Annotated in this window: 11 protein-coding genes; 2 read left to right on the forward strand and 9 right to left on the reverse strand. The window is 73.2% G+C overall.

The features are described 5' to 3' along the window. Positions 1–145 precede the first annotated feature (145 nt). The 9 genes from ACWGH0_RS29535 to ACWGH0_RS29575 all read right to left on the reverse strand — a co-directional run bounded on the left by ACWGH0_RS29535 (position 146) and on the right by ACWGH0_RS29575 (position 13,515). Positions 146–880, reverse strand: a complete 735-nt coding sequence (locus tag ACWGH0_RS29535) for a 4'-phosphopantetheinyl transferase family protein (RefSeq protein ID WP_453407316.1) — start codon at positions 878–880, stop codon at positions 146–148. A 29-nt stretch (positions 881–909) separates the two neighbouring features. Further along, complete coding sequence (locus ACWGH0_RS29540; RefSeq protein ID WP_453407317.1) at positions 910–2,301, reverse strand: MFS transporter; 1,392 nt, start codon at positions 2,299–2,301, stop codon at positions 910–912. Continuing rightward, positions 2,298–2,795 carry a hypothetical protein gene (locus ACWGH0_RS29545; RefSeq protein ID WP_453407318.1) on the reverse strand — a complete coding sequence of 166 codons (498 nt, stop codon included), beginning with the start codon at positions 2,793–2,795 and terminating at the stop codon, positions 2,298–2,300. Before ACWGH0_RS29545 ends, ACWGH0_RS29540 begins: the two co-directional genes overlap by 4 nt. Before the next feature lie 137 nt (positions 2,796–2,932). Further along, positions 2,933–4,246, reverse strand: coding sequence for a glutamate synthase-related protein (locus ACWGH0_RS29550; protein WP_453407319.1), 1,314 nt, complete (start codon positions 4,244–4,246; stop codon positions 2,933–2,935). Beyond that, positions 4,243–5,241: an asparagine synthetase A gene (locus ACWGH0_RS29555; protein WP_453407320.1), complete on the reverse strand. Its 999-nt coding sequence runs from the start codon at positions 5,239–5,241 to the stop codon at positions 4,243–4,245. Before ACWGH0_RS29555 ends, ACWGH0_RS29550 begins: the two co-directional genes overlap by 4 nt. 33 nt (positions 5,242–5,274) lie before the next feature. Beyond that, positions 5,275–6,660, reverse strand: a complete 1,386-nt coding sequence (locus tag ACWGH0_RS29560; RefSeq protein WP_453407321.1) for a methylaspartate mutase — start codon at positions 6,658–6,660, stop codon at positions 5,275–5,277. Then, positions 6,657–7,094 (reverse strand): cobalamin B12-binding domain-containing protein, encoded by a 438-nt coding sequence (locus tag ACWGH0_RS29565; RefSeq protein WP_453407322.1) that lies wholly within the window; start codon positions 7,092–7,094, stop codon positions 6,657–6,659. Before ACWGH0_RS29565 ends, ACWGH0_RS29560 begins: the two co-directional genes overlap by 4 nt. Before the next feature lie 185 nt (positions 7,095–7,279). Further along, entirely contained in the window at positions 7,280–7,486 is a 207-nt protein-coding gene (locus tag ACWGH0_RS29570; protein ID WP_453407323.1) for an MbtH family protein, read from the reverse strand. Beyond that, positions 7,483–13,515, reverse strand: a complete 6,033-nt coding sequence (locus ACWGH0_RS29575; RefSeq protein WP_453407324.1) for an amino acid adenylation domain-containing protein — start codon at positions 13,513–13,515, stop codon at positions 7,483–7,485. The genes ACWGH0_RS29570 and ACWGH0_RS29575 overlap by 4 nt, the downstream gene beginning before the upstream one ends. A gap of 410 nt (positions 13,516–13,925) precedes the next feature. Between ACWGH0_RS29575 and ACWGH0_RS29580 the strand changes: the two genes are divergently transcribed. Then, complete coding sequence (locus tag ACWGH0_RS29580) at positions 13,926–15,452, forward strand: glutamate synthase subunit beta (protein ID WP_453407325.1); 1,527 nt, start codon at positions 13,926–13,928, stop codon at positions 15,450–15,452. A gap of 137 nt (positions 15,453–15,589) precedes the next feature. Then, positions 15,590–18,118 carry a Pls/PosA family non-ribosomal peptide synthetase gene (locus tag ACWGH0_RS29585; RefSeq protein WP_453407326.1) on the forward strand — a complete coding sequence of 843 codons (2,529 nt, stop codon included), beginning with the start codon at positions 15,590–15,592 and terminating at the stop codon, positions 18,116–18,118. Positions 18,119–18,124 lie beyond the last annotated feature (6 nt).

The raw sequence follows: 18,124 nt of genomic DNA on the forward strand, positions 1-18,124 counted from the left end.
TTAAGCGAGAGCGGAGGGTTCTCAGCCTCTCCCGTCGGCCCCGTGCCGTTCAGCACGCGGTTGCGCACGCACCTGCGGCCCCGGGCGCGAGAGCTCACCCGGGGCGCAACTGAGAGTCTTCGTACGGGCCGGCGCCCGCTCCCTCCTACCCGCCGCCCATGCCCACCGGCGCATCGGCCAGAGCCAGGGCGGCATGGTGGCCCGCCGGGGCGAGTACGTCGCTGAGGGTCCAGCCCGGAGGCGAGGCCGGGTCCGGACCGGACCCGACGTAATCGGCGGCGGGGTCGGCGGAGAGGCCGACGCCGGTGCCCTTGAGGTAGGCCTCCTTGCGCGTCCACACCCGCGTGAAGGCGGGCGGACGCTCCGCTGCGGGCAGCACGGCCAGCTCGGCCGCCTCCCTGGGGTGCAGCACATCGGCGGTCTCGGCGATGGCCGCCGCGTCCGGTTCCGGTTCCACGTCCACGCCCACCGGGGTGGACGCGAACGCGAGCAGGCTCAGGCCCTCGCAGTGCGACAGGGAGAAGTGCAGGGCTCCGCCGGGGACGACGGGCTTGCCGTGCGGCTCGTCGCAGTGCGCGCACGGAGCGCGCTCGACGACCACATCACGGGCGGCCATGCCCAGATACGCGCCCAGCAGCCGCCGCAGCGCCACATGCGCGCACACGTATCCGTCCCGGTCGGCGGACCGTACGAACTCCGCGGCTCGGGCCAGCTCCACGGAGTCGAGGGTGCCGGGGGCGTGCCGGGCGGCGTGCGCCCGGTACGTGGTGGTGTCCACCAGCCACAGCCCGGGACCCGTCGAGGTCGGGGCGGTGCCGGCGGGGCCCGCGCCGGACAGCCGGCGGGGTACCAGCAGCCGTCCGGTGGTCAGTGCGGCCATGTCGGGTGCCTCCAGTTCGAGTGGGCGGATCACGCGGGGGCGGGGACCGGTGTGTCGGCCGTGCCGGACGCGGGCTCCGCGCAGGGCTGACCGGCCGGGACGTGCGGGGCCCGCTCGCCGGCGGGGCGCTGCTCCTCCGTCGCCTCGGCCGGACCCGCAGCGGGCTCGCCGGACGCGTCCGGTGCAACGGCGGTGGCCGGTTGCCGCAGCGCGAGGAAGGCCGCCACCGGGGACACCGCGGCGATCATCCCGCACAGCAGCCAGGTCCGTTGCACGCCCAGCACCAGCGACAGCGAGCTGAACAGGGCGATGGACAGCGGGGCGGTGCCGATGCCGGCGAGCGAGAGGGTCGACATCGCCGCACCCATCCGGTCCCGCGGAGCCGCCTCCTGATACACCGTCACAATCGCGGGACCGTTCAGCCCGGACAGCAGGCCGACAGCGGTGGCCACCGCCGTGAGCGACAGCGGCGAGGCCATCAGCGCCATCACCGTGATCCCCACGGCCAGCCCCGCCCCGGTCACGACCAGGCGTACGAACACCGGGATGCGGTGGGCGAAGGCCGCCCCGAGCGCACTGGACGCGAGCGCCCCGACGCTGAACGCCGCAAGCACCATGGCCACCGCGCCCACCCCCCAGCCGCGCTGGTGGACGAGCAGCGGCAGGGCCACCTCGGCGGGCCAGCTGAACGCCATGTCCAGGCAGAGGCAGGCGACGAACATCCAGCGCAGTCGCGGATGCCGGGCGAGCAGACGGAATCCGTCGCTGGACCGTCGCAGCAGGGACGGGCCGCCCTTCTGCCGCGGGGGCCGGGTGAAGCCGTGGGTCACGTACAGCAGGCAGCCGAGCCAGACGGCGCCGGTGACCGCGGCCGCCGCGAACGCCACCCACAGCTCGCCGACGGTGATCAGCCAGGCGCCGGCCGGGGTGCCGAGGATCGGGGCGACCCTGAGCACCGTCGCGTAGGCCGAGTTGGCGCGCGCCAGCTGGTCACCGCTCGCGAACCGTGGCAGCAGCACCCCGGAGGCCGGGCCGGCCAGCCCGAGCAGCACGCCCTCGACCAGGGCGATCAGTACCAGTGGCCACAGTTCGCGGGTGGTTGCGGTGACCACCGCGCCGGCCGCGAGCAGGGCAGCGCGGGCGCTGGTGGTGCGGAGCAGGACGAAGCGTGGTCCGAGGGTGTCGGCGACGGCCCCGCCGAAGACGAGCACGAGGGCGCGCGGCACGGTCGCCGCCAGCATCAGAAGGGTGACCGCCTTGGTCCCGCCGATCTGTACGGCGGTCCAGTTCATCGCGATCAGAAGGCCGAAGCTGCCCAACTGGACCGCAGCCTGGCCACCGACGAGCGCGCCGACCCGGCCCCAGGGAACGGGGGTGGGTTCCTGCTCGGCGGAGGGGGGCGCGGGTGAGGTCGCGGTCATCGGGACTTCCTTCGGATATCGGGCGACGTGGTCGGTGCGGCGGTGGGCGAGGTGATGGGTGTGGCGGCGGGCCCGGTGGCCGGCGGGGTGACCGGTCCGGTGGCGGACGCGGTGGCCGTTCCGGTGGCGGGCGTCCTGGGGAAGGCGGTGCTGACGGCGTGTACGCCGGCCCGCTCGGCGGCGCGGGCCAGCGCGGCCGGGCCTGCCGGTGTGCCGAGGACCTGGACCGCCAAGCGGCCGCCGACATGGGACCGGCCGGTACGGGCGAGCCGCCGGGCGGCGCCCTGCGCGGCGGCACGCGCCGCGACGGCCGGGGCTCCAGGGGCGACGGTGACACCGGGGAGGCAGCCGTCCGGCAGGAACCGGGCCCGCACCGCGAAGCCGGGCCCCGGGCGGCCGGGCGGTGGCCGCCGGTCCGGCGACCGGCCCGGTGGCACGGCCGCCACCCGGCTCGCACCGGAACCGGGCGCCGCCGAGCGCCCCGGTGGTCTCACGCGGATTCTCCCCGGGCGGGCGCCGGAAGCCGCCGCGGCCCGGCGGGCCGGCCGGGCGCTCGCCCGGGCCCGGACCGGGGCAGGCCCGGCGGCGGGGGGTTCTCGCCTTCCGACGCCGGGGCGCCCGCGCGGCCGGTTCATGGCCGGGGCCCGGCAGGCACCGCGGTGGGCGCCGCCCTGGCGAGGGGCGCCGCAGGCCAGAGGTCGGCCCTGCTCAGGGCCGACGGCCGGTACTGCCCCAGGGCGCTGACCAGCAACCGCAGTTCCAGCGCGAGAGCCTGCGTCAGCCGCTCCAGGCCGTGCTCCGGATCCTCGTCAACCGCCAGCAGGGCGGCCCGGCCGAGACCGACCGCGGTGGCGCCCAGCGCGAGCGCGCGCACCGCCCGGCCGCCTTCCCACATGCGGCCGGAGGCCAGCAGGGTCGCGCCCTCGGGGCGGTCGATCAGACCGAGGCAGGCGGCCAGCGGCAGTCCGACACCGTCGAGGAACACCCGTGGCGCCCAGCCGGTGCCGCCTTCGGCGCCGTCGACGGTGACCGCGTCCGCCCCGGCCGCCCACGCCGTCGCGGTGGCGGCGCCGATGTCGCGGCCCGGGTGGAACTTCACCCACGTACGGGCGAGCGGGAAGTTGTTCCGCATGAACCGCAGTTGCTGGCGGACGATCTCCTCGGTGAACGTGCCCGGCGTCGCGCAGCGCAGCCGTACGCCGTCCGGACCGAGCTCCTCGCCGAGCGTGAACTGTCCCGCCCCGGCCAATCGTTCGGCTTCGGCCGGAGCGACCACGGTCATGCCGCCCAGGCCCGGTTTGGCGCCCTGGCCGACCTTCAGCTCGAAGCCGAGCCGGCCCGAGTCCCGCAGGGTGCGCGACGCCGGGTCGCTGTACAGGAGGTTCCACACCTCGGAGTCGGCGTCCTCGGTGGACTGCTGCACCACCACTCCGCCGACGCCCTCGTCCGCCGCCTCGGTGTACGCCTCGACGCGGGCAAGCAGCACCGAGCGGTAGCCGTGCACCGGAACCATGTTCTCGCCGACGACCATCGGGACGCCCAGCCGGCCCGCCTGACGGGCCGCCGCCACCGCCAGGTCGCCGCTGCCGGCCCGCGTGGACCCGAAGGCGGACAGATACAGCGGCAGCGCCGAGTCGAACCCGCCGATCGCCGTGCGCAGGTCCACGTCGCCGTGGCCGGGTTCCCTGCCGAGTTCGATCAGCTGCTCCAGCCGTCGTGGCATGAACACCGGCGGCACCAGGCGCAACGCGTCCAGTTCGTCGGGAACGGCCGTCGCGCCGCCCGCGGGAGCGGCCCCGGTGGGGGCGGTGCCGACCTGGCCGGCGCCGAACAGCCTGCTGCCGTACTCACCGGCCGGCGGGAAGACCTCCGCCGCGCCACGCCGGGCCCGGGCCCGTACCCGCTCCTCCGGGAAGCCGCCCGCCGTCAGGGACGTCGCGTTCACGGTGCGATCACCCCCGGCAGCTTCGGGTAGGCGCTGACCTGCCACAGTGCGTCGAGCCCGGTCAGGAAGCGGACCAGACGCTGCAGGCCCATGCCGAAGCCGGCGCTGGGAGAGAGCCCTTCGCGTGCCAGCTCCAGGTACCAGGCGTACTTCGCCGGGTTCTCGCCGCTCTCCCGCATGCGGGTGACGATCGTGGCGTAGTCGGCCTCCCGCTCGCTGCCGCTGACCAGTTCGCCGTAGCCGCCGTGCGCGATCAGGTCGAAGTTGCGCAGGACGCCCGGCCGTGCCGGGTCCTCCCGGTCGTAGAAGCCGCGCGAGCCCTTGGGGTAGTCGTTGACGAAGAAGGGGCAGCCGGCGTCCTGGGACAGGATCCGCTCGGCCTCCCAGTCGATCTCCGCGTCCGGGCTCTGCACGTGCCCGAGCGCGGCCAGCCGGGCGACCGCCTCCCCGTGCGTGCACGCCTCGAACTTCCCGGCCCGCAGTTCGGCGAACTCGCTTTCACTGCGGCCGAGTTCGAGCAGTACGTCGGGCACGGCCGTCCACACGTGCTCCACCACCCGGGTCAGCAGCCCGGCTGCCGTCTCCTGCGCCTCCTCCCGGCTCGCGCCGGCCATCTCCACGTCGATCTGGTGGAACTCCACCAGGTGCCGGCCGGTGCCGGCGGTCTCGGGTGGCTCCACGCGGACGTTCGGGGCGATGTAGAACAGCCTGGGGAAGCCCTTCAACGACGCCTGCTTGTAAAGGATCGCGCTGGTCATCAGCTTGTACGGCCGCCCGTAGTAGTCCACGTCGAGGGCCTTCGCGCCCCGGCCGCCCGGATCGGTGACCGGGCCCACCAGCGGGGGCAGCAGCTCGGTGAAGCCCTCGCCGCGCAGGAACTCCCGCGTGGCGTACAGCGCTTCCTGCTGGACCAGCATCGCGGCCCGCAGGCGCGGCGACGCCAGGTGCTCGCCGAGGGGGGGAGGAGTGGGCGTGGGGGTGTGGGTGCGTTCCATGTCGGTCGACTCCAGACGGTCGGGAAGGGAAGGTCAGGGGGTGACGGGGCTGTCGTAGCGGGCCGCGACGCCGTGCAGCGCGGCCAGCAGCCCGTCGGAGGTCAGTGGGGCGCGGGCGCCGCCCGGCGCCAGGTACGGGGCGACCGGCATCGCCCCGGTCTCCGCCCAGCGCAGCCGGCCGCCGGGATCGACGAAGCTGCGGGAGCGGCCCGCGTTGTCGGGGTGCAGGCAGTACGGCACGTCCAGCACGCCCCGCGCGAAGGCGGTGCGCAGGGCCCGCCCGAGGTCGGTGCCCAGCTCCAGCACGGCCTCGACGAAGGCCCGCGCCTCGCGGTACACCTCGCTGTCGGCCGTTCCGGCCGGGCCCGGCTGCCCGCCGGCGGGCCACGGCTCCGGGAGCGGCCGGCGGGCGGCCAGTTCCGCGCTCGCCGCCGCGGTCCGCAGGGCGCGCACGTTCTCCCGTACGGTCGGGATGCGGTGCGCCTCGGCCGCCGTCTTCACGATCAGCCGCTGCGCCCCGGCGTGCACCGCGAGCCGGGCGGAGTCCTCCAGCAGCCGGGTCGCGCCGCGCTCGGTCCGGGGGAACACCCCCATGTACGTGTAGAGCACGACGTGCCGGTCGGTGTCCGCGGGCAGGAACTCGCCGGCCAGCCGGTGCAGGGCCCGTACGGCCTCGGCGTCCTGCGCGAAGTCGGTCTGCTGGGCGTAGCTCAGGGAGACGCTGCGGATGCCGTGCCGGGTGAAGAACAGCCCCTCCAGCAGGCTGAGCGCCACCAGCAGGCCCGGCGGGCAGAGCTGGCCGAGCATGCAGCCGCCGAAGCTCTCCACGTGCGGCGTCCGGGGAGCGGGTGCCAGCGTCGCGAGGAGTTCACAGGCCCGCGCCCAGTTGGCGACCGACTCCGCGAGCGGGGTGCGGCCGTAGGGCAGGCAGTACGAGACGGGTCCGCCCTCGGTGGCGTCGAGGCCGGCCGCGGCGAGGGCCCGGACGATGGCTTCGGGCCGGGACGAGCCGTGCCGTACCTGCACGGGGAAACCGGGGCCGAGGATGCCGTCGAGCATGGCGCGGGTGTGCTCGGCGGGGTGGGCGGCGATGGGATACCCGTTGAGCGCACTGCCTTCCGCGAGGGCCGCCCGGGCCGCCGCGTGGTCGCCCACCCGGGTGTAACTGTCGATCGTGAGGGTGCCGACCGTGGCCGCCGCGGCGCCCCGGGTGCCGGCCAGGCCCGCGCGCATGCGCTTCGGGTCGGCGAAGCCCATTCGGGGCTGGACCACGAGCCGGCCGGCCGCCGCGGCCCGTGCGACGAACCCGCCGAACGAGACCGGCCCCGGCCGGTGCGGCCCGGCGGACCGGTGACCGGGGCGTAACTGGTCGTTCCGGCGGTCCGCCGGGGCGGCGAGGAGCGCGCCGGCCGGGCTCATGCCACGGCCCAGGCTGCCGTCGCCGGCGCGGCGGCGAGCGCGTCCGTGAACGCGCGCAGGGCCTCGACGTCGCCGTCGTCGAAGACGGCGTCGCAGCCCGCCTCCAGGAGCAGGGCCCGCCGGGCCCGGTCGGCCCCGCCGGCGACGCCGAGCTTGCCTCCGACGACCACCGGGACCTGAACTCCGGTGGACCGCAGGGCGCGTACGGCGGACAGGCCGTCGCGGTAGCCGTGGCCGTTGACGCTGCTGATGACGACCAGCTCGGGCCGGGGCTCCGCACAGGCCGCCACGAGCAGGTCGTCGGGAACGCACGGGCCCAGGCCGGTCACCCGGTGCCCCTGCTCCTCCATGAACAGCTGGAGGTAGACGAGATTCCAGGTGTGGGAATCCGATGCCGTACCGGCCAGCAGTATCTTCAAACTCCGTCGTCGCATGCCTGAAATATTAGGAACGGTGAAAGGAGGGAAGGGGAAGTTGCGGCGGCAGAAGCGGCGGAATCAACCCATGGCGAAGGTCGCCCCCGTACGAAATTCCGGAAAACGCCGAGCCGCGGTCCGGAATTCTCCGGACCGCGGCTCTCGGTATTCAGGAAATGTGCCCCCGGCGTGGGGTGCGGGGCTCAGGCGTACTGGGCGAGCAGGCTCTTCGGCCGGATGTCGGTCCAGTTCTCCTCGACGTACGCCAGCGCCCCGTCCCTCGGGCCGGCCCCCCACACGCTGTCCCAGCCTGCGGGAATGTCGCTGAAAGCGGGCCACAGGGCGTGCTGGCCCTCGGCGTTGACCACCACGTGGAAGGTGCCCTCGGTGTCGTCGAAGGGGTTCGTCATGACAGACTCCTCAATTTCTCGGAAAGGATACGGCCGATCAGTGCAAGGGGTTCGGGTTCGCCCATCCTGGTATGGATGACTCCGACGGTGTGCTTTTCAATCGTTCCTTCCACATGGGGGATCCAGGATTCGGAAAGCGTGTTCTCCGGGGCGCCTTCTCCCTGAGCCGCGAAGAACAGCATGTCCGTCTTCACCGGCCGTGGCGCATAGAGGTTCATGATTTCCGCGTGATCGATGGAGGCGCCGATCACCGAGCGGATCTCGCCGTCGGAGAAACCACCCAGCACCGGGTCGGTCTCCCGGACGAGGCCGATGAGGGCCGCCACGTCGAAGGGGGCGTGCTCGGGGTCGTCCGTGGCGTCGCCGACCAGCATCTCCCGCTTCTGCGCGGGCGTCATGCGGCGGCGCTCCGGCTCCGTGGGCAGCAGGTGCACGTCCATCATCGCCAGCAGCTCGGTCCGCTCGCCGAGTTCGGCCAGCCGCACCGCCAGAGCGTGCGCGACGGTTCCGCCGAACGACCAGCCGAGGAAGCGGTACGGGCCGTGCGGCTGCACCCGCCGGATGTGCTCCAGGTAGTCCTCGGCCATTTCCTCGACCGTGCGCGGACTGTGGCCGAGCTCCGAGAGGGCCCGCGCCTGGATGGCGTACAGCGGCTGGTCGGGGCCCAGGTGCCGGGCCAGTCCGACGTACGACCAGCCCACACCCGTACCGGGATGGACGGCGAACAGCGGGCGCCGCGTGCCGCCCGGCTGGAGCGGCAGCAGCACCCCCATCGGATCGAAGCCCGACGGCTCGTCCGCGAGCAGCCCGGCCACCGTCGGCGTGCGGAACAGGTCCCGTACGCCCCGCTCCAGGCCCAGCGCGGTGCGCATCCGGCTCACCAGCCGCACCCCGAGGAGCGAGTGCCCGCCCAGGGTGAAGAAGTTGTCGTCGATGCCCACGCCGCGCACCCCGAGGATCTCCTCGAACAGCCCGCACAGCACCTCTTCGCGCGGGGTCCGGGGCGGGCGCCCGGACGGGGCCGCCGCCGGTGCGGGAGCCGGCAGCGCCCTGCGGTCCGGTTTGCCGTTCACGGTCAGCGGGATGTCGTCCAGCAGGACCGCCGCCGAGGGCACCATGTGCTCGGGGAGCTCGCCGCCCGCCCAGCGCAGCAGTTCCTCCCCGGTCAGGGAGTGGCCGGCGCGCGGGACCGCGTACGCCACCAGGCGCTTCCCGCCCGGCCCTTCGTCGAAGACGACGACCGCGACCCGCCCGACGCCCGGGTGCCGGGCCAGCGTCTCCTCGATCTCGCCCGGTTCGATCCGGAAGCCCCGCAGCTTGATCTGGCCGTCCGCGCGCCCCACGAAGCGCAGTTCGCCGTCGGCCGTCCAGTGCACCAGGTCGCCGGTGCGGTACATGCGGCTGCCGTCGGCGGCGAACGGGTCGGCGACGAACCGCTCGGCCGTCAGCCCCGGCCGGCCCAGGTACCCGCGGGCCACCTGCGTGCCGGCCAGGTACATCTCCCCGGCCACTCCCACCGGAACCGGCCGCAGCAGCTCGTCGAGCACGTGCACCCGGGTGTTGTCCAGCACGGCGCCCAGGAACACGCCGGGCAGGGTGCGGCAGCCGGTGTCCAGGCGCTGGTGGTGCGAGGCGAACGTGGTCTCCGTCGGACCGTAGCTGTGCACCAGCACCGTGTCCGGGCAGTGGTCCAGAACCCTCTGGAGCGCGGCGGGGGAGGCCACGTCACCGCCCGTCCACACCTCGTCCAGCAGCTTCAGCGTGTCGAGCCCCTCGTCGGCCATGATGTGGAACAGGCCCATGGTGAAGTAGGCGGCGGTCACCCCGTGGGCGCGGATCGCGTGGTCCAGCTCGGCCAGGTCCGTGCCCGAACCGGGAGCGAAGACCAGCTCGCCGCCGTTCAGCAGCGGCACCCACAGCTCGTACGTGGACGCGTCGAAGCCGATGGCCGAGTGCACCAGCATGCGGCGGTGGTTGCGGTGGTTCCAGCAGCGGTCGGTGACCAGCTCCACCACGTTGCGGTGGGTCACCCCGACACCCTTCGGCCGGCCCGTCGAGCCCGAGGTGAACATCACGTACATCAGCGCGTCCTCGCCGACCGGCACCCTCGGGTCGGTGCGCGGGCAGCCCGGCACCGGTGTGTCCGCCGACAGCACCCGTACACCCGCCGCGAGTTGGCGGGCCACCGGGGCCGCGTCCGCGTACGCCTCCTGGGTGACGAGCACCCGCGCCCCCGTGTCCTCCATGATCATGGCGATCCTGGCGTCGGGCAGGCGGGGATCCAGCGGGACGTACGCCGCCCCGCACTTCAGGGCGGCCAGCGCCGCCACGAGCAGGTGCGGAGTGCGGTCCAGCAGCAGCCCGACCGCGCCGTGCGGGCGCGCCCCGGCCTCGATCAGCCGGTGCGCCAGCGCGTTGGCCCGCGCGTTCAGGGCGGCGAAGGTCAGCGTCTCCTCCTCGTACCGGACCGCCACCGCGTGCGGGGTGCGGCGTACCTGCTCCTCGAACCGCTCGTGCACCAGGCCGGGCAGCGAACGGGGGGCCGCCGTGGCGTTGTAGCGCACCAGGATCCGTTCGGCCTCCTCCGGCGACAGCAGCGGCACGTCGCCGATCCGGGTTCCCGGGTCGGCGGCTGCCACCCGCAGCAGCCGTGCCACGTGCGCCGCCAACTGGGCGGCGGTGCCGGCGTCGTAAAGGTCCAGGGCGTACTCCAGCACCCCGGTCAGACCGGCCGGGGCCCCTGAGGCGTCCCGCGTCTCCCGCAGCGCCAGCGTCAGGTCGAACTTGGTGAACCCCGACTCTGCGGCCAGCGGCGTGCCGGCCAGCGGGGAGTCGCCGTCGGCGGCCCGCTCCGCCGGGTGCACCTGCACCATCACCTGCACCAGCGGGTGGTGGGCGGTGGACCGCACCGGGTTCAGCTCCTCCACCACCAGGTCGAAGGGGAGCTGCTGGTGGGCGAACGCCGCGAGATCGGTCTCCCTGACGCGCTCCAGCAGCTCGGCGAAGGACGGGTTCCCCGAAGTGTCGGTGCGCAGGACCAGTGTGTTGACGAAGAACCCGACCAGTTCGTCCAGTGCCTGGTCGTCACGGCCCGCGACCACCGTGCCCAGCGGCAGGTCCGTGCCCGCCCCGTGCCGTGTCAGCACGGCGGCGAGAGCGGCCTGCACCACCATCAGCAGGGTCGCCCCGTGCTCCAGGGCCAGCGCCTCCAGCCGGGCGTGGGTGTCCGCGTCCACGCCGGTGACCGGCGTCGCCGCGCCCCGGTGCGAGGCGTCGGCCGGCCGGGTCCGTGCGGGCGTCAGGTCCAGCACGGGCGGGGCGCCGGCCAGGCGGTCCCGCCAATACGCGGTCTGTTCGGCGGCCGCGGGGCCCGCCAGCATCCGCTGCTCCCACAGGGTGTAGTCCGCGTACTGCACCGGCAGTGGCTCCCGGCCGGGCGCGGCGCCGCCGAGGCGGGCGGTGTACGCGGCGGCGAGATCCGCCAGCAGCGGTCCCGCCGACCAGCCGTCGGCCGCGATGTGATGCACCAGCAGCACCAGCGTCTGGCCCCCCGCCCCGGGCTCCGGCGCACCGGCGCGCCCCGGCTCGGCCGCGCTCTCGATCAGCCAGGCCCGGAACGGAATCTCACCGGCCAGGTCGAACACGTGACCCGCCGCCGCGTCCACGGCTTCGGCGACGCCCTCCGGCCCGGTCCGTACGACCTCCAGCACCGGCCGGACGCCCTGCCGCACCTCCTGGTACGGCCGGCCGTCGTCCGCCGGGTACACGGTCCGCAGCACCTCGTGCCGTTCCGCCGTGTCGGCGAGCGCGTCGGCCAGCACGGCCGGATCCAGCGGCCGGTCCGGCCGCAGCACGAACGGGATGTTGTACGAACGGCCCGGCCCCTCCAGCTGGTCGACGAACCACAGCCGGCGCTGCGCGTACGACAGGGGCAGCCGCTCCGGCCGTTCGGCGGGCGGTACCGCGGCCAGCGCCGGCCGGTCCCCGGCCGGCGCGCTCGCGCCTCCCGTGTCCTTGCCCGCGGCGGCGATCCGGCCCGCGAGCCCGGCCGGGGTGGGCGCGAGGAACAGGTCCCGCAGCCGCAGGTCCACGCCGAGCGCGGCCCGCACCCGGTTCATCAGCCGTACGCCCGCCATCGAATGACCGCCGACGGCGAAGAAGTTGTCGTCCGGGCCGACCTGGTCCCGGCCGGTGATCTCGGCGAAGACACCGCACAGCGCCGCGACGGTCCCCGCGTCGGGCCCGTCGCCGCCCGCGACCGGCGCGCTCTCCTCGCGGGAGACCGAGGTACGGGACGGCCGGGCGTCCAGCGCGGCCCGTTCGGCCGCCGACAGCAGCGGGGCGGAGCGCACGGGGGTGCCGCCGCCCTCGGCGAACCGGGTCAGGGCCCGTACGTACACGTCGAGCAGCAGACCGGCCGTGGACTCGTCGAACAGGTCCTCGGCGTACGTCCACCACAGCTCCAGACCGCCGTGCCCGGGACGGGCCACGCACGTGACGGCGAGGTCGAACTTGGCCACGTCGAGGCCCGTCTCCTCGAACCGGCCGCCGAGCGCGGCACCGACGCGCACCGCCAGGGGATCCGCCCCCGCCTCCTGCTCCTGCACGGCCAACGTCACCTGGAACAGCGGGTTCGCGCCGGGCGCGCGGCGCGGGTTGAGGAGCTCCACCAGCCGGTCGAAGGGAAGCTCCTGATGGGCGTACGCGCCCAGTGCGGCGTCCCGGGCGCGGGCCACCAGCTCCGCCGGCCCCGCGTCGCCGGACACGTCGGTGCGCAGCACCAGGGAGTTGACGAAGAAGCCGACCAGGTCGTCCAGGGCCTCGTCGGAGCGTCCGGCCACCGGGGTGCCGATCGCCACGTCGGGGCCGCCGCCGCAGGCGTCCAGCGCGGTGGCGAGCGCCGCCTGCGCCACCATCAGCAGGCTGGCGTCCGACGCCCCGGCCAGCGCCGCCAGCCGCGCGTGGGTCTCGCCGTCCACCTCGGCGGTGAGCGTGCCGGCCCGGCCGCCGGGCGTGGCCGGGCGGGGCCGGTCGGCGGGCAGGTCGAGGAGCGGCGGCAGCCCGGCGAGTGCGTCCCGCCAGTACGCGGCCAGGGCGGTGTCGTTCTCCAGCAGCTCCTGCTGCCAGAGGGTGTAGTCGGCGTACTGCACCGGCAGCGGCTCCCAGCCGGGTCCGTGCCCGGCGAGGCGCGCGTCGTAGGCGGCGCCCAGGTCCCGCAGCAGCGGCCCTACCGACCAGCCGTCGGTGGCGATGTGGTGGGTGAGCAGGACCAGCACACCGCCACTGCCGTCGTCCGGCACGAACAGGGCGGCGCGGATCGGCAGTTCCGCCTCCAGGTCGAAGGTGCCGGCGGTGAAGCGGGCGACCTCGGCGGCCAGCGCCGCCTCCGGGCAGGAACGTACGGTGAGCGCGGGGCGCGGGTGGTCCAGCACGTGCTGGCGGGGCTCGCCGGCGTCGTCCGCCGGGTACAGGGTGCGCAGCACCTCATGGCGCTCCACCACGTCCGCCAGGGCCGCGTCCAGGGTCTCCCGGTCGGGCACGGAGTCCAGGCGGACCACCACCGGCAGGTTGTACGTCGGTGCCGGGCCCTCCAGGCGGTGCAGGAACCACAGCCGGCGCTGGGCGAAGGACAGCGGCACCCGGTCCCCGGGCGTGCCGGCCGCCCCGAGGTCGACCGTGGCCCCGGCGGACAGGGCCGGCAGCAGCTCCTCCCTCAGCTCCCTCAGCTCCGGCGCGCCCAGAGCCTCCGCCGAGCCCGTGCGCAGGGCCGCCAGAAGGGCGACGGCCCGGCCGATCCCGGACGTGCCGCCCGCCTGCGCCGTCCCGGCTTCGCCGTCGTCCGCCGTCCCGGCCGCGCCCGGCGCCTCGTCGGCGCGCAGGGCCACCGCGAGGGCCAGCTGCCCGTACGTCGTCCGGCGCTCACCGTGCACCAGCGCGACCCGCTCCGGACCGGTGGCGACCTGTAGGTCGAACCGGCTCAGGGGGCCCGGCTCCTGGGCGGCAGAGGCGGGGGGAGCGGTCGAGGGCATCGCGGGGCCTCCAGTGAGGAAGGGGGGACGGGGATCGGGACCTCCTCCCGACTCCGCGCCACCACGCTACGAGCGCCGGGGCGACCGGGCGGGCAGTCCTCGCGGCAGCTCGGACCGCTGCGGCTGCCGCCTCGAACTGCCCCTGCCGCCCGGCGCGTCAGGCTTCCGCACACGCGCAAGTAGGTGACGGTGCAAGCGAGTTCCGGCACGGTCCGCCGAGTCCGGGCGGTCCGGCTCAGGCATCGTTTGCATCGGTGAATGCAAGCGAAGGTGGGGAAGGGGGTGGTTTGCGCTGGTCAGGCGAGCGGAACGCCCAGAATCGCCGTATATGCCAATGCAATGTCATGACAAGAGGCATAATGGTATGAGAAGTCGTAAAGCTCTGCGGACCGGTGCTGGAGGCGGCGCGCATGACAGATCCCCACGGCTTCCTCAAGATTCCGCGCAGGTCGAGCGGGGGACGCCCCGTGGGGGAACGACTCGGCGACTGGAACGAGGTTCACGCGGGACAGCCCTTGCTTCCCCTGGTGTCCGAGCAGGCGCGGCGCTGCATGGACTGCGGCGTGCCCTTCTGCCACAGCGGATGCCCGCTGGGCAACCTCATCCCGGAGTGGAACGCGTACGCCGCGCACGGTGACTGGCACGCGGCGGCCGAGCGGCTGCAAGCGACCAACAACTTCCCCGAGTTCACCGGGCGGCTGTGCCCCGCACCGTGCGAGGACGCCTGCGTACTGGCCGTCAACGCCGATCCGGTCGCGATCAAGAACGTCGAACAGGCCATCGCCGACCGTGCCTGGGAGGAGGGGGACGTGCCACCCCGGCCACCGGAGCGGCTGAGTGGCAAGACCGTCGCCGTCATAGGTTCGGGGCCGGCCGGTCTCGCGGCGGCGCAGCAGCTCACCCGGGCCGGCCACACCGTAGCCGTGTACGAGCGCGCCGACCGCATCGGTGGGTTGCTGCGTTACGGCATTCCCGAGTTCAAGATGGAGAAGCGGCACCTGGACCGCCGTATCGAGCAGATGCGGGCGGAGGGCACGAGCTTCCGCACCGACGTACGGGTCGGCATCGACCTCGACGCCGCCGAGCTGCGCAGGGACCATGACGCGGTGATCGTCGCGGTCGGCGCCACGCAGCGGCGGGAACTCCCTGTTCCAGGTCGTGAACTGGACGGCGTCCATCAGGCGATGGACTACCTGACCCTCTCCAACAGGACCAGGGAGGGCGACCGTCCCCCGTCGCCCCTCACCGCCGAGGGCAAGCACGTGGTGATCGTCGGCGGCGGCGACACGGCGTCGGACTGCCTCGGCACCGCGCTGCGTCAGGGCGCGGCCTCCGTGACACAACTGGACATCAACCCCGTGCCGGACGAGACGCGGACCGAGGCCGAGCCGTGGCCCGTCTACCCGAAGGTCTACCGGATCTCCCACGCCCACCACGAGGCACGTGAACGCCACGGCACGGATCCGAGGGTCTTCTCCACGTCCACCTTCCGCTTCGAGGGGGAACCGGCGGGCGAGGGGGCGCCGGCGGGCCATCTGCGCGCGGTGCACCTGACGGAGGTGGAACCGGCGTCCAGACGGCCGTTGCCGGGCACCGAGCGCACGATCCCGGCCGACCTGGCGCTGCTCGCCCTCGGGTTCTCCGGCCCCGAGCGCGGCAGCGGCCTCCTCGAGCAGCTCGGGCTCGTCCTGGACGGCCGGGGGAACTTCGCCCGCGACACCGCCTTCGCCGCCGCGTCGGCGGAGGGGCGGGAGCGCACCGGGCGTACCGGCACGGAGGGCCTCTTCGTCGCGGGCGACGCGGGACGCGGCCAGTCACTGGTGGTGTGGGCCATCGCCGAGGGGCGGGGCGCGGCGGCGGCCACCGACCGCTACCTGACCGGCTCCACGGCGCTCCCGGCGCCGGTGTCCCCGGCGGACCGGCCCATGACGGCGTGAATTCCCTGTGACCATTCGTCAACTCTCCGTGTTCACAGCGCTCGACGGGAAATCGGCGTGGGTGGCGTTCCGGCCCGCGACGACGGAGACTGGAAACCAATGAAGCGAGACCGAAGAAGTTCTCCGCAGGGGTTGGCATGGAAGAAGAATCTGTTGAGGTTCTGACGCCCGCGCCGGATGATTCCGAGGTCACCGGGCGCGCGTACGCCGGCCCGGTGACCGACACCGAAAGAGACCTGGCCGAAGTGATGGCCGATGTCGTGCATGTGGAAAGAGTGCCGGTCGACAGCCACTTCTTCGACGATCTGGGCGCGAATTCCCTCGTGATGGCCCACTTCTGTGCGCGGGTCAGGAAGCGCGAAGACCTTCCGTCGGTCTCGATGAAGGACATCTACCGGTACCCGACCATCCGAAGTCTCGCCGTGGGGCTGGGAGAGGCCGCTCCCGCCCCCGCACAGGCGCCCGCTCCCGGCCAGGACCGGGTGGTGGAACCGGCGAGCACGCTGCGGTACGTCCTGTGCGGAACGGGACAGTTGCTGCTGTTCCTCGCCTACACTTCCCTGGCCGGAATCGCCACCGCCCGGGGTTATGTATGGGTCGCCGACGGCTCAGGGGCGCTCGGTACGTACCTGCGCTCGGTCGTCTTCGGCGGTATCGCCTTCGTCGGCCTGTGCGCCTTCCCCGTCGCCGCCAAATGGATCCTCGTCGGACGGTGGAAGGCCGGTGAGTTCCCCGTGTGGGGAATCACGTACCTGCGCTTCTGGACAGTCAGGGTCCTGCTCCACGCCAACCCGATGATCCTCTTCGTCGGCAATCCCCTGTACGTGCTCTACCTGCGGACACTCGGCGCCCGGATCGGCGCGCACGTCACGATCCTCTCCAAGACGGTTCCCGTCTGCACCGACCTGCTCAGGATCGGATCCGGCACGGTGGTGCGCAAGGACGCGTACTTCCTCTGCTACCGGGCGCATGCCGGACGCATCGAGACCGGCGAGATCACCCTGGGCCGGGACGTGTTCGTGGGCGAGAAGACCGTCCTCGACATCGGCACCGCCATGGGGGACGGCGCACAACTGGGTCACACCTCGGCGCTGTACCGGGGCCAGCGGGTCCCGGACGGCGAGCGCTGGCACGGATCGCCCGCGCAACGCACCGGAGTCGACTACGTGCGGGTCGCTCCGGTGCGCTGCGGCACATCGCGCCGGGCCTGGTACGGCCTGCTCACCCTGGTCCAGCTGTTCCTGCTGTACATCCCCCTGACAGTCGGGGGCCTGTACATACTGCTGAACCAGATCCCGGCGCTGGGCGACACGCTGGCCCCCGGCACCGTGGGCTTCACGTCACCGGACCTCTACCTCGACGCGCTGATCGTCTCCCTCGCGCTGTTCTTCGGCCTGGTCGTCATCGGCCTCGCCGCCCTGCTCACCGTCCCGCGGCTGCTGAACCTGGTGATAAGACCCGACAAGGTCTATCCGCTGTACGGCCTCCACTACTCGGTGCACAGGACGATCACCCGCCTGACCAATGTGAAGTTCTTCCTCTGGCTCTTCGGCGACAGTTCCTACGTCGTCAACTATCTGCGGAGTCTCGGATACGACCTGTCGAGGGTCGAGCAGACCGGATCCAATTTCGGATCGGACGTACAGCACGAGACGCCCTATCTGACTTCCGTGGGCAGCGGAACGATGATTGCCGACGGGCTTTCCGTCATGAACGCCGAATTCTCCAGTACGTCGTTCCGTGTGTCGCGGACGTCGATCGGGCCGCACAACTTCCTGGGAAACCACATCGCCTATCCCGTGGGCGGCAGGACCGGCGACAACTGCCTCCTCGGAACAAAGGTGATGGTCCCTCTCGACGGCGAACTGAGAGAAGGGGTCGGACTGCTCGGATCCCCGTGCTTCGAGATCCCGCGCACGGTGGAACGCGATGCCCGGTTCGACCATCTGCGGACCGGAAGGAGACTGCGCCGAAATCTCAGAGCGAAGAACCGCTACAACCTCCGCACCATGGGCTGCTGCCTGTGCGTCCGGTGGCTCCACTTCTTCTTCCTCACGGTGCTCGCCCTCGCCGCCGTCGACCTGCACGGTGCACTGGGGCAACTGGTGATAGCCGCGTCGCTCATCCTCGGACTCCTGTCCACCGCGGCCTATTTCGTCCTGCTGGAACGCGGCTTCACCCGGTTCCGCCCGCTGCAACCCCGGTTGTGCTCCATCTACGACCCGTACTTCTGGTGGCACGAACGCCTGTGGAAGGTGCCCGACCACTACCTGAACCTCTTCAACGGCACGCCCCTCAAGAACCTGATCTGGCGGTCCCTCGGAGTCCGCATCGGCAGCAGGGTCTTCGACGACGGCTGCTATGTGACGGAGCGGACGCTCACCACCATCGGCGACGACTGCACGCTCAATGCCGGGAGCAAGATCCAGTGCCATTCGCAGGAGGACGGCACCTTCAAGTCCGACCGCACCTCGATCGGCGCCGGCTGCACGGTCGGTGTCGGTGCCCTCGTCCACTACGGCGTGACGATGGGCGAAGGCGCGGTGCTCGCCACCGACTCCTTCCTGATGAAGGGCGAGGACATGCCGCCGCACGCCCGGTGGGGTGGAAACCCCGCCGCGGAGTCGCGCGACGGCCACGACGAGCCCGCGACGCGGCAACGGTGAGGGGAG

It is taken from the genome of Streptomyces sp. NPDC054887 (assembly GCF_053610585.1).